This window comes from Pseudomonas fluvialis (assembly GCF_002234375.1).
GTDB classification, from domain to species: Bacteria; Pseudomonadota; Gammaproteobacteria; order Pseudomonadales; family Pseudomonadaceae; genus Aquipseudomonas; species Aquipseudomonas fluvialis.
In genome coordinates this window covers 171,564-184,657 of record NZ_NMQV01000004.1, presented here as the reverse complement: position 1 = coordinate 184,657, position 13,094 = coordinate 171,564, and the positions used below count along the sequence as shown (strand labels likewise).

Here is a 13,094-nt window from a genome sequence, read left to right as displayed (position 1 = left end):
GCTTAAGTGAACAGCATTACGCCTCTGGCGGGTTTTTTATTGCCTGCATGCTCATGCCTTGAATTGGCCAAGACTGCCTTGCAGCTGCCTGGCCAGCTCGGCGAGCATGCGCCCACTGGCCGCGGCCTGGGCAACGGCTTCAGCCGCTCGCTGCGCCTCCTGATGAATCACCTCAACACGGCCACCCACCGCCAGCACACCCTCGCCCTGCTGCCGGGCCGCACTGGCTGCGGCCTCGATCGCGCCATGCACCTCATCGACTGCACGCTGAATGGACTGCTGCAGACGCTCGCTGTCGCGCAACGCCTGTACACCCTGTTCTCCCTGCGCGCCGGCCTCGCCAATAGCCGCCACCGCATCCCGCGCACCCTGCTGCAAGCTGACGATATGCTGCTGAATATCGCCGGTAGATTGCTGCGTCTTGCTCGCCAGCGCACGCACCTCGTCCGCCACTACCGCAAAACCACGCCCACTTTCCCCTGCCCGAGCCGCTTCGATCGCCGCATTAAGCGCTAGCAGATTGGTCTGCTCGGCAATGCCATGAATGACGTGCAGCACCGTCTCGATCTGCTCGCTCTGCCGCGCCAAGCGCTCAATGACCACAGCCCCCTGCTCGACGCGTGTTACCAGCGCCTCGATCAGAGCCCCGACACGCTGGGCAATCTGGGCATTCTCGTGCGCCAACTGGCGAATCGCCCCGACCTGCTGCTGCGCGTCGCCCATCAACTGACTTTGCAGCGCCGCCTCTTCGCCCACCCCAGCCAGCGCCTGGCGACTGGCCGCCACCTCCTCACTCTGACGCCGGGTTGCCGCCTCGGCCACCGCCGAGCGCTGCCCCAGGTCGATGATCTCGCTGGCCGTTCGCCCCGCCACCTCGCCCGCTTCGCGCACGATTGGCTGCAGCTTGGCCACGAAACGATTGACCGCCGCGGCCATTTCGCCCACTTCATCCTGCCCCTGCAGAGCAATCCGCCGCGTCAGATCCCCCTCGCCAGCCGCCAAGTCATCCAGCGCAGCAATCAACAGGCGCAGCTTGCTGACCACCCGCCAGCCCAGCACGATCAAGACACTGAACAACAGCAGCCCGCCCACCAGTAACAGCCCTGCCGCCACCCGCCAGCGTAGCGCTGCAGCCGCCTCCTGTACGGTCTGGCGACTGCCCTCGGTCATATTCACCGCCGTATCGCGCGCGGCCTGCAGGCGTGCTGCCAGGGTCGCCGCACTGTCCGCAGCGGCGCCACTCAACCCACTGCTGACCAGCTCACCACTGCCCTCGATCAGGCTGGCAAAGCGCTGGTCAAGCGCTTCCAGCGAGTCATCCACATTGGCCGTGGACACCCCAACCAACACCTTGCCAATCACCGTCCCCAACGGACTGATCTCGGCCTGAGCGAGGTAGATGGATTTATCCTGGGCCGCCGCCTGCAACACCTTGTCCAAGGGCGAGCGCCCCTCGCCCTTGTCCAGCAGGGTCTGCACCCGATAGTCCTGGCGATTCAAATGACGCGTCAGACGCTGCCCCTGTGCATCCAGGTAGACCACGAAAACTACGGCCGAATTGCGCTGGGCCATGCGTACTAGCTCGGTCAGCGCCGGCACATCGTTATCCCAGATCGCCTTGGGAGCCACTGCCGCCAGCAACTGCGCGATATCGTCCGCCGACTGCTGCAAGCCCCCTTCCAGAAGCAGCCGAAGCTGCTGCTGTTCTGCGCCCAGCCGGGTTGACAGCCCTTCCGCCAGACGCCCCTGTGTCTTGCCGGCCAGTGCCTGCAGGCCTGTCTGCACCTCGCCACTGGCCTGTTCCAGAGCTGACGACAGTGCTGCACTGTCCTGCTGCAAGCGTTGCGCCAACTGTTTCTCCAGCGCCCCCACGGTCACCCGCGCCAGCAACAAGGCCACCAACAGTTGCGCCAGCAGAGCCAGCAGCAGCGTGACCAGCACCGGCAACAGCAGACGGCTGCGCAACAGGGAAAACAGACTGATCACAACGACCTCCTCGGCACTTCGGCCAACACAACCCACGGCGGCTGCAAAGGGTTAACGGCAGATAGTCTCTTCGGTATAGCCAGAAACCTGACTTTTTGCCGCACATAAAAAAACCGGGGGCACCCACCACTGGATGCCCCCGGCTATACACCGCGAATCAGGCGTAGGGATGACGCAGCACGATGGTCTCGTTGCGATCCGGGCCCGTGGAAATGATATCGATCGGTGCCCCGACCAGCGTTTCGATACGCTGGATGTAATTGCGCGCGGCCTGCGGCAGATCCTCCAGGCGCTGGGCACCCAGGGTTGACTCGCTCCAGCCGGGCATCTCCTCGTACACCGGTTGCAGGCCGATATAGCTGTCGGCATCGGTCGGCGCATCGACCAACAGCTGGCCATTGGCATCCTGGTAGCCGGTGCAGATACGGATGCTGTCGAGGCCATCCAGCACATCCAGCTTGGTCAGGCACAGCCCGGAGATGCTGTTGATCTCAATGGCACGCCGCAGGATGACCGCGTCGAACCAGCCACAACGACGCGCGCGCCCCGTGGTGGAGCCGAACTCATGCCCTTGCTTGGCCAGGTAGGCGCCCGTTTCGTCAAACAGCTCGGTGGGGAAAGGCCCGGAGCCTACGCGCGTGGTATAGGCCTTGGTAATACCGAGGATGTAGTCGAGGTAGAGCGGACCAAAGCCCGAACCGGTGGCGGTGCCGCCGGCCGTGGTGCTGGAGCTGGTGACATAGGGATAGGTGCCATGGTCGATATCCAGCAGCGAACCCTGCGCCCCCTCGAACATGATGTAGGCCCCCTGACGGCGCAGCTCATGCAGGCGTGCCGTGACGTCGGTTACCAGCGGACGCAGCATCTCGGCGTATTCCATGCACTCGTCGAGTGTCGTCTGGAAATCGACAGCCGGCTCCTTGTAGTAGTTCTGCAGAACAAAGTTGTGGTAGTCGAGCAGCTCGCCGAGCTTGGCGGCAAAACGCTCGCGGTGGAACAGATCGGCAATGCGCAGACCACGGCGCGCCACCTTGTCTTCATAGGCCGGCCCAATACCACGCCCGGTAGTACCGATCTTCGCATCGCCACGCGCTTTCTCGCGCGCCTGGTCCAGCGCCACGTGGTAAGGCAGGATCAGCGTGCAGGACGGACTGATGCGCAGACGCTCGCGCACCGGCACACCCTTCTCTTCCAGCTTGACCATCTCACGCAGCAGGGCGTCGGGGGCAACCACCACGCCGTTGCCGATCAGGCATTCGACGTTGTCGCGCAGGATGCCCGAAGGAATCAGGTGCAGCACGGTCTTCTCGCCATCGATGACCAGGGTATGCCCGGCATTGTGACCACCCTGATAGCGCACCACCGCAGCAGCCTGGTCGGTCAGCAGGTCGACGATCTTGCCTTTGCCCTCATCACCCCACTGGGTGCCCAGGACAACCACATTCTTACCCATAACGCTTACCTCTTTGCGAAAACGAAACGCCGGCCGCTGCCGACGCAAAACGATTCATGCCGTTAGCGGCAACAGCTGCCAGCGCCCATCCAGCCATTCCAGACGCTGACTGCAACCGGCAGCCCGAGCTGCCTGCAAGTCCTGACCGGGCAGTGCCTGCAGCACCTGGCGGCCCTCCTGACGCAGGCGCTGGACCGCCTGCCACAGGTACAGATCATGGTTGTCCGGCGCCCAGATGGCGCCGACCGCCGGGGCCTCACGGAACTGGCCAAGCGAGACCAGGGTCTTCAGGTCCGTGGAAAAACCGGTTGCCGGACGGGCACGCCCGAAATCGGCACCAATGTCATCATAGCGACCGCCCTGGGCAATCGACTGCCCGACACCCGGCACGAAGGCGGCAAACACCACCCCTGTGTGGTAGTGGTAACCACGCAGTTCCGCCAGGTCGAAATACAGCGGCAGCTCGGGGAAACGTAGTTCAAGAGCGTCCGCGACAGCCACCAGCTCATCCAGCGCCTGCTGTACCGCAGGCGGCGCAGCCACCAGACAGGCCTGGGCCAGATCCAAAACATCGCGCTCACCGGACAGATCGACCAGCGCACGCAACATCGACGCCAGCTCACCCGGTAGACTGGCAGTCAGTTCGACCACTTCATCGATAGCCTTGCGTTGCAGCGCATCAAACAAACGCTGCTCCACTTCGCCGGTCACGCCGGCAGCCTCGCAAAGGCCGCGGTAGATACCGACATGGCCAAGGTCCATGTGCACATCCGCCACCTGGGCCAGGCTCAGGGTATCCAGCATCAGGCTGATGACTTCGATATCGCTGGCTGGGCTGGCATCGCCATACAGTTCGGCACCCAACTGGATGGGACTGCGCGATGTAGCCAGGGCACGCGGCTTGGCATGCACCACGCTACCGGCATAGCACAGTCGGCTGGGCCCCTCACGGCGCAGGGTATGCGCGTCGATACGCGCCACCTGCGGCGTAATATCTGCGCGCAGGCCCATCTGCCGGCCAGACAGCGGGTCGGTCACCTTGAACGTGCGCAGGTCAAGATCCTGCCCAGCGCCCGTGAGCAAGGACTCCAGGTATTCGATGTGCGGGGTGATCACCAGCTCGTAGCCCCAGCGCTGGAACAGATCCAGCACCTGGCGGCGCGCCGCCTCGATGCACGCCGCTTGCGGCGGCAATACTTCTTCGATGCCATCTGGCAGAAGCCAGCGGTCTACCGTTGCCATGTTGCCATTCCCCTCTCAGCCGGTCGGCAAGCCTTCAGTGAAGCCAATACAGCAGGGCCGTGCCCAGCAGCATGCTGGCCAGCCCGATCAGGCGCAGCTGGCGTTCGGATAATTCGGCCAGCGCCAGCATGGCGGCGCGCCAACGCCCTGGATAGAGGAAAGGCAGGATACCTTCCAGCACCAGTAGCAGTGATAACGCGATGCCCAGTTCCTGCCTCATCATTGCCGTAGACGCAAAAAAGCCGGGGTTATCCCGGCTGCCGCATGATAACACGCTAAAACCTGCAAACCACAAGCCTCAGGCGGTCAGCCGGCAACACCCGTACCGACTGACCGCCTGAGATCCTCAAGGCTTGGCGTTGCGCAAGTAGCGGAAGAAGTCGTTGTCCGGATCCAGCACCAGCACATCGCTCTTGCTGGCGAAGCTCTCGCGATAGGCCTGCAGGCTGCGATAGAAGGCGTAGAACTCGCGATCCTGATTGTAGGCGCGGGCATAGATCTCGGCGGCCTTGGCGTCCCCGTCACCACGGGTTTCCTCGGCTTCGCGGTAGGCTTCGGCAATCAGCACGCGGCGCTGGCGGTCCGCATCGGCACGAATCCCCTCGGCCTGTTCGGCGCCCTTGGCGCGATGCTCACGCGCCTCGCGCTCACGCTCGGTACTCATCCGCTCGAAGACGCTGCGGTTCACCTCGCGCGGCAGGTCGATACGCTTGACGCGCACATCCACCACTTCGATACCCAGCTCCTGGCTGGCCATGCGATTGAGCGAACGGGTGATGTCGGCCATCAGCTCGTCACGCTTACCCGAGACCACCTCATGCAGAGTGCGCTTACCAAATTGGTCACGCAGACCGGCCTCGAGACGGCGCGAGAGGCGCTCATCAGCCACCTGCTTGAGGCCCGAAGTCGCGGTATAGAAGCGCTCGGCATCCGCCACCCGCCACTTGGCATAGGCATCAACCATCACCGCCTTTTTCTCCAGGGTGAGGAAACGCGAAGTCTGCGAATCGAGCGTCAGCAAGCGTGCATCGAACTTGCGCACCTGATTCATCACCGGCACGCGAATATGCAGACCCGGCTGAACATCGGCCACTTCCACCTTACCGAAGCGCAGCAAAACGGCACGCTCGGTTTGCGAAACGATATAGAAGCTGTTCCAGGCGAGGATCACCAGCAGTACGCCGGTGAGCAGGCCAATCAGTGTCTTGTTACTCATCAGCGACCCTCCCGTGCACGCACATCACGCGACTGCAGATCATTGGCGATGCGCGCCCCCAGATCGGACGAACTACCACCCACGGCGGCACGCGGTGCTGCCGTGCCATCACGCGGCGCAACCATCTTGTCCAGCGGCAGGTAAAGCAGATTGTTCTGCCCCTTATCGCCAGTCACCAGCACCTTGCTGGTATTGCTGAAGACTTCCTGCATGGCTTCCAGGTACAGACGCTCGCGCGTTACCTCGGGCGCCTTGCGGTATTCGGTCAGCAGCTTACTGAAGCGCTCCGCCTCACCCTGGGCACGGGCAATCACTTCATCACGGTAGCCATTGGCATCCTCGATGATGCGCTGCGCCTGGCCGCGCGCCTCGGGCACCACGCCGTTGGCGTAGGCTTCCGCCTGGTTCTTGGCACGCTGCTCATCTTCGCGCGCACGGATCACGTCGTCGAAGGCTTCCTGCACCTCGCGCGGCGCTGCCGCACTCTGTACGTTGACCTGGGTAACACTGATACCGGTGCGGTAGTTATCCAGGAACCGCTGCAGCCGCTCCTTGACCTCACTGGCCATCAGCTCACGACCTTCGGTCAGCACCTGATCCATGGCCGTGGAACCCACCACATGGCGCAGAGCGCTATCGGTCGCATGCTGCAGACTGACTTCCGGCTGATCGACATTCAGCACGAAATCCTGCAGGTTGCTGATGCGATACTGCACGGTCAGCGGCACCTCGATGATGTTCTCATCCTCGGTGAGCATCTGCCCCTGGGCGCTGTAGGCGCGCTCGCGGGTAACGTTTTCCTGGAATTTGCGATCAATCGGCGGGAAATAGATATTCAGGCCCGGACCAACGGTTTCGTAGTACTTGCCAAAACGCAGCACCACAGCCTGTTCCTGCTCATCGACCACATACACCGCGCTGTACAGCCAAAGTGCTGCCAACACCGCCAACGCGATACCGATCAGCCCCAGGCCACCGGCCGCCGAACCATTGCCGCTTCCCGAGGACTTCTTGCCGCCAAAGATGCCATTGAGGCTGTCCTGCAGCTTACGCAGGGCCTCATCAAGATCCGGCGGCCCCTGGCGTCCACCGCCCTTGCGACCACCCCAGGGATCCTGATTGTTCGAGTTGCCACCCGGCTCATTCCAAGCCATAGCGCTCTCCAGACTAAAAATGCCAAAACGCGCCCATTAGCGCGTCGCCCATGCTACCGAAAGCGCGAGGATGACGGGGAAATGCCATCGCCACGCATTATTGCAAAGTATGTTGCGCAATGAATTCCTGCGGCTGCAGTCCTTCACGACTGACCAACCGATTCAGCTCGGCACGCGGCAAGCGCAGCTGCAGCAGGATATCCCCCTGCTCGTCATGCGCTTCGCCTTGCACGGCACCTGCGGCAAACAACTGGGCGCGCAGGCGCCCCAAACGCTGCGGCAGGCGCAGGGTAGCCGCGAACAGGTCTTCACCGAGCAGCTCGGCAATCGCCTGGCGCAACAGTTCCAAGCCCCGCCCGTCGCGCGCCGAGAGCCATACGCGCTGTGGCTTGCCGGCGGCATCGCGCTGGATATGCGGTTCGATACCTTCCAGCAGGTCGAGCTTGTTGTACACCTCAAGCAACGGCACTTCGCTGGCACCAATCTCGCCCAGCACCGCCAGCACTTGCTCGATCTGCAACTGCCGCTCGGGTTCGTGCGCGTCAATCACGTGCAGCAGCAGATCGGCGCTGCTCGACTCTTCCAGGGTGGCCCGGAAAGCCTCGACCAGCTTGTGCGGCAAGTGCCGGATGAAACCTACCGTATCGGCGAGAATGATTGGCCCAAGGTCATCCAGCGGCAGGCGGCGCAGGGTCGGGTCGAGCGTGGCGAACAGCTGATCGGCGGCATATACCTCGGACGTCGTCAGGGCATTGAACAACGTCGACTTGCCGGCATTGGTATAACCCACCAGCGACACCGCCGGAATCTCCGCCCTACGCCGACCACGACGCGCCTGCTCACGCTGGCTACGCACCTTTTCCAGACGTTGGCGAATCTGCCGGATGCGCACGCGCAGCAGGCGGCGGTCGGTTTCCAGCTGGGTCTCCCCAGGGCCACGCAGACCAATACCACCTTTCTGGCGCTCCAAATGCGTCCAGCCGCGCACCAGGCGCGTACTCATGTGCTCCAACTGGGCCAGCTCGACCTGCAGTTTTCCTTCATGGGTACGCGCGCGCTGGGCGAAGATGTCGAGAATCAGCCCGGTACGATCCAGCACACGACACTCGAACGCTCGCTCCAAGTTACGTTCCTGACTGGGTGTCAGGCTGTAATTGAAGATGACCAGTTCGGCCTCGCAGGCCTTGACCAGCTGCGCCAGCTCATCAACCTTGCCGCTGCCGATCAGATAGCGCGCCGTCAGTTGCTGGCGGGGCACGCTGACAAAGGCTGCCATTTGTGCACCGGCCGAACGCGCCAGCTCCTGAAACTCTTCGGGATCCTCGCGCACCGCCGGCTCTTGGCCTTCCAGATGCACCAGAACGGCGCGCTCTCCCCCGCCGTGGCGCTCAAAGAACAATGCAGAACTCCGACTTAGACGTCATCCGCCTCGCCTGCCTGTTCGCTGGCCGGCAAACGCACCGGCCGGCTTGGCACCACGGTGGAGATGGCGTGCTTGTAGACCATCTGGCTGACAGTATTCTTCAGCAGGATGACGAACTGATCAAAAGACTCGATCTGCCCCTGCAGCTTGATGCCATTGACCAGATAGATGGAAACCGGGACGCGTTCCTTACGCAGGGTGTTCAGATAAGGGTCTTGTAGCGAATGCCCTTTTGACATGTGCCGCACTCCTTCAGGGATGAATCGTTATAGTTGTGAAAAACAAATCGCCACATACCCCTTAGGATAGACGGCTTCGGGAAATTCTCAGGCCAATATGGCGGCCGCTTGCAGGTATTTCAAGGCGCGCTCGACATTATCCTCGGCCTGGCTATCCAGCCAGTGCAACGGCGCCTGCCAGCCACGCAACCAGGTAAATTGGCGTTTGGCCAACTGGCGTGTCGCCGCCACACCGCGCTCGACCATACTGTGACGTTCGATGTTGCCATCCAGGTACTCCCAGACCTGTCGATAGCCTACCGCACGCATGGATGGCAAACCGAGATGCAGATCGCCACGCGCACGCAGGGCTTCGACCTCGCTAATCAGCCCCTGTTCCAGCATCAGCTCAAAGCGCAGGGCAATACGTTCGTGCAATATCTGACGCTGCGCCGGGGCAATCGCCAACTGCGCGACAGTATAAGGCAAAAGCCCCTGGCTACCGCGCGCCTGCTGGCGCAGACGGTGCTCGCTCATGGTCAGTCCACTCAGCCGGTAGACCTCCAGGGCTCGCACCAGACGCTGTGGGTCATTGGGATGAATACGCTGCGCGGACTGTGGATCCACCCTGCGCAACTCCTCATGCAGCGCGGCATAGCCTTCGGCCGCCGCCCAGGCCTCCAGCTCCGCGCGCAGCACGGCATCCGCTGCCGGCATTTCCGCCAGCCCCTCCAGTAACGCTTTGAAATACAGCATGGTGCCGCCTACCAGCAACGGGATACGCCCCGCAGCGCTGATCCGTGCCATCGCCTGCAGGGCATCCGTACAGAACTCGGCGGCCGAGTAACTCTCCAGCGGGTCGCGAATATCCACCAGATGATGGGGGAACTCGGCCAGCAACTGGGCATCCGGCTTGGCCGTACCGATATCCATGCCCCGGTAGATCAGCGCCGAGTCGACACTGATCAGCTCACACGGCAGGCGCTGCGCCAGCGCCACAGCCAGGTCAGTCTTGCCAGCGGCTGTTGGCCCCATGAGAAATATGGCAGGAGGAAGACTAGGCATCGGCACGCTCGCAGGCAACGGAAAGGGCAGGACGCGCTTCAGCGGCCGCGCAGGAACAGCTTGTCGAGGTCATCCATGGCCAACTGCGTCCAGGTCGGCCGGCCGTGGTTGCACTGACCGCTGCGCTCGGTCTGCTCCATGTCACGCAGCAAGCCATTCATCTCCGGCACACTCAGGCGCCGATTGGCACGCACCGCGCCATGACAGGCCATGGTGCCCAGCAACTCGTTGAGGTGCGCCTGGATACGATCACTGCTGCCATATTCCAACAAGTCCGCCAGAACATCACGCACCAACTGGCCAGCCTGGGCCTGCTTGAGCAGCACTGGAATCTGTCGAATGGCCAGGCTTTCCGGACCGAGACGCTGCAGCTCGAAGCCCAGGCGAGCGAACCACTGGGCATGCTCTTCGGCACAATCCGCCTCACGCTGGCTCAACGCCAGAGACTCGGGCACCAGCAGCGGCTGGCCTTTCAGGCCTTCGCTGGCCATGGCCGCTTTGAGGCGCTCATACATGATCCGCTCATGGGCGGCATGCATGTCCACCAGCACCAGTCCCTGGGCATTTTCCGCGAGGATATAAATCCCCTTGAGCTGAGCCAAGGCATAGCCCAGCGGCGGAATATCCGCCTGGGCGACCGGCAACTCGGTGCTGGACGCCTGCTCCTGATAAAACTCGCGGTATACGCCCTGCTGGTCGGCCAGCGGCACGCCAGGCGAGCGCGGTGGCATATAGCCGGACGATGCAGGTGCAACAACAGTGCTGGCCTCATAGGCCGGCAAGCCGGCGCCGGACTGGGCAGCCAGGCTCATCTCGCCCTGCGGACCGAACTCGCCCGCCTGCAGACCACTGGCACGCGGTATCTCAGGCAGCGCGGCAGGCGCCGCCAACTGATCCTGCGGGCGAACCTCCGCCAGCGCTCGATGCAGGGTGCCGTAAAGGAAGTCATGCACCATGCGACTGTCACGGAAGCGCACTTCATGCTTGGTCGGGTGGACATTGACGTCCACCACGGCCGGATCGACCTCGAAAAACAGCACGAACGCCGGATGTCGGCCGTTATACAAGACATCACGGAAAGCCTGGCGCACCGCATGCGCCACCAGCTTGTCGCGCACCATGCGGCCATTCACGTAGAAGTACTGCAAATCCGCCTGGCTGCGCGAAAAGGTTGGCAAACCCACCCAGCCCCATAGCCGCAGGCCACTGCGTTCCACCTCGATAGGCAATGCCTGCTCCAGGAATGCCGGGCCACAGACATTGGCCACACGACGCGCACGGCTCAGCGGGTCATCCGCGGCATGCAGGGCTAGCACCGTCTTGCCATTGTGGCGCAGATTGAAGGCCACATCGAAACGGGCCAGGGCCAGACGACGAATCACCTCCTGCAGGTGATCAAACTCGGTTTTCTCCGCACGCAGGAACTTGCGCCGCGCCGGCGTATTGAAGAACAGGTCGCGAACCTCCACCGAGGTGCCCTGGGGATGCGCTGCTGGCTGGACGCGCGCTTCCATTTCCCGGCCTTCGCTTTCCACCTGCCAAGCCTGCTCCGCACCTGCAGCCCGCGAGGTCAGCGTCAAACGCGACACCGAGCTGATCGAAGCCAACGCCTCACCGCGAAAGCCCAGGCTGAGCACCCGCTCCAGATCCTCAAGGTCACGGATCTTGCTGGTGGCGTGCCGCGCCAGAGCCAGCGGCAGATCCTGCATATCGATACCGCGACCATCATCGCGGACCTTGAGCAGTTTCACGCCGCCCTGCTCGACCTCCACATCAATGCGTCGCGCACCAGCATCCAGGCTGTTTTCCAGCAGCTCTTTGGCAACTGAAGCCGGGCGCTCAACCACTTCACCGGCGGCGATCTGGTTGGCCAGTCGCGGACTGAGCAGGGCAATCCGCGAAGGCGGCGTCGGAATATCTAGCTCGCTCATGGCTGTACCGCCACGGTGGTTTGCGGAATCTGCAGCACCTGGCCGACCTTGATAGTGTCGCCGCGCAGATTGTTGGCCGAGCGCAGCGCCACGAGACTGACCTGGTAACGCTGGGCGACCAGCGCCAAACTGTCCCCTGCCGCCACCACATGCTCACGCGGCCCCTGGGCGATGATCTTGCCCGAATCACGGAGCCAGGCGATGTAGGTGCCGGCCGGCGGATTTTCATGGAAGAACTGGCGAATACCCGTGCGAATCGAATTGGCCAGGGCCTGCTGATGAGCGGCGGTGGACAGCTTGCGAGCCTCGCCAGGATTGGAGATAAACCCGGTCTCCACGAGGATGGACGGAATATCCGGCGACTTCAGCACCATGAAGCCCGCCTGTTCGACGCGCTTCTTGTGCAAGGGCGTGACCCGCCCCATGTTGCTCAACACCTTTTGCCCGACATTCAGGCTCGACGACAGCGAGGCGGTCATCGACAGGTCGAGCAACACGCCGGCCAGCATACGATCCTTGTCATCCAGACTGACGCTGCCTACCCCACCGATCAGGTCGGAACGGTTTTCGCTATCGGCCAACCAGCGCGCGGTTTCCGAGGTGGCACCCCGATCAGACAATGCATACACCGAGCCGCCGAACGCCGAGGAGCGCGGCGCGGCGTCGGCATGAATGGACACAAACAGATCAGCCCCTTTCTTGCGGGCAATCTCGGTACGTCGGCGCAGCGGAATGAAATAATCGCCGGTACGCACCAATTCGCCACGGAAGCCCTTCTCCTGGCTGAGCTGGCGCTGCAACTCGCGGGCAATGGCCAGGGTCACATGCTTCTCATAGAGTTTTTTGTCCGGGCCGATGGCCCCAGGGTCCTCGCCGCCATGGCCGGCATCGATGGCGATGATGATGTCGCGCTTGCCACCCGGCGGCGGCGGAAGGCGCGCCGGCGCCTGCGTAGGCGTGACGGGCAGGCTGGGCTGCACGGGGGGCACGTTACTCGGCGCTTCGCCATCAAACAGATCGACGACCAAGCGATGCCCGTATTGCTGATTGGGCTCCAGTGTGAAGCTCTTCGGTGTAACCCGCGCACTGAGGTCAAGCACCATGCGCAACTCACCGGGCGCGCGTTGCGCAGCGCGCACGGAGCGGATCGGCGTATTGCTCAGATTGAGCTGTTCAAGGGCCATCTGCAGTTGCGCACCACTGACATCAATGACGATGCGTTCGGGTGCAGCCAGGGTGAATACGCTGTGTTTCACCGGACCACTCAGGTCAAACACCAGGCGTGTGTTGTCCGGCGCACGCCACAGGCGCACACCGCGGATATCCGTGGCAGCCAGCACTGACCCGGCGACACTCAGCAAACACAGGCCCAGCACAGCCAACGGTACGCGCCAGCGCATACAGTT

General features: G+C 62.8%; 10 protein-coding genes and 2 pseudogenes. All 12 read right to left on the bottom strand.

Translation table 11 applies throughout. The features are described from left to right. Window positions 1–51 precede the first annotated feature (51 nt). Window positions 52–567, bottom strand: a pseudogene (locus CFY91_RS16515) (methyl-accepting chemotaxis protein); the annotation flags it as partial. Between the two features lie 342 nt (window positions 568–909). Next, window positions 910–1,170: pseudogene (locus CFY91_RS16370) on the bottom strand (HAMP domain-containing protein); the annotation flags it as partial. A gap of 973 nt (window positions 1,171–2,143) precedes the next feature. Continuing rightward, on the bottom strand, window positions 2,144–3,439 hold the full coding sequence (locus CFY91_RS03555; RefSeq protein ID WP_093984970.1) for an adenylosuccinate synthase: 1,296 nt from the start codon (window positions 3,437–3,439) through the stop codon (window positions 2,144–2,146). 54 nt (window positions 3,440–3,493) lie between these two features. Continuing rightward, window positions 3,494–4,681, bottom strand: a complete 1,188-nt coding sequence (locus CFY91_RS03550) for an ATP phosphoribosyltransferase regulatory subunit (RefSeq protein WP_093984969.1) — start codon at window positions 4,679–4,681, stop codon at window positions 3,494–3,496. A gap of 34 nt (window positions 4,682–4,715) precedes the next feature. Next, window positions 4,716–4,901, bottom strand: coding sequence for a DUF2065 domain-containing protein (locus CFY91_RS03545; protein ID WP_093984977.1), 186 nt, complete (start codon window positions 4,899–4,901; stop codon window positions 4,716–4,718). A 126-nt stretch (window positions 4,902–5,027) separates the two neighbouring features. Next, window positions 5,028–5,897 (bottom strand): protease modulator HflC, encoded by an 870-nt coding sequence (gene hflC, locus CFY91_RS03540; RefSeq protein WP_093984968.1) that lies wholly within the window; start codon window positions 5,895–5,897, stop codon window positions 5,028–5,030. Beyond that, entirely contained in the window at window positions 5,897–7,051 is a 1,155-nt protein-coding gene (gene hflK, locus CFY91_RS03535; protein WP_093984967.1) for an FtsH protease activity modulator HflK, read from the bottom strand. Before hflK ends, hflC begins: the two co-directional genes overlap by 1 nt. A 97-nt stretch (window positions 7,052–7,148) precedes the next feature. Further along, complete coding sequence (hflX, locus tag CFY91_RS03530) at window positions 7,149–8,450, bottom strand: ribosome rescue GTPase HflX (RefSeq protein WP_093984966.1); 1,302 nt, start codon at window positions 8,448–8,450, stop codon at window positions 7,149–7,151. 14 nt (window positions 8,451–8,464) lie between these two features. Further along, window positions 8,465–8,713: an RNA chaperone Hfq gene (gene hfq, locus CFY91_RS03525; protein ID WP_093984965.1), complete on the bottom strand. Its 249-nt coding sequence runs from the start codon at window positions 8,711–8,713 to the stop codon at window positions 8,465–8,467. Between the two features lie 87 nt (window positions 8,714–8,800). Then, window positions 8,801–9,757, bottom strand: a complete 957-nt coding sequence (gene miaA, locus CFY91_RS03520) for a tRNA (adenosine(37)-N6)-dimethylallyltransferase MiaA (protein WP_093984964.1) — start codon at window positions 9,755–9,757, stop codon at window positions 8,801–8,803. A 38-nt stretch (window positions 9,758–9,795) separates the two neighbouring features. Beyond that, window positions 9,796–11,688: a DNA mismatch repair endonuclease MutL gene (mutL, locus tag CFY91_RS03515; protein WP_093984963.1), complete on the bottom strand. Its 1,893-nt coding sequence runs from the start codon at window positions 11,686–11,688 to the stop codon at window positions 9,796–9,798. After that, window positions 11,685–13,088 carry an N-acetylmuramoyl-L-alanine amidase gene (locus CFY91_RS03510; RefSeq protein ID WP_093984962.1) on the bottom strand — a complete coding sequence of 468 codons (1,404 nt, stop codon included), beginning with the start codon at window positions 13,086–13,088 and terminating at the stop codon, window positions 11,685–11,687. The genes mutL and CFY91_RS03510 overlap by 4 nt, the downstream gene beginning before the upstream one ends. Between the last annotated feature and the right edge of the window lie 6 nt (window positions 13,089–13,094).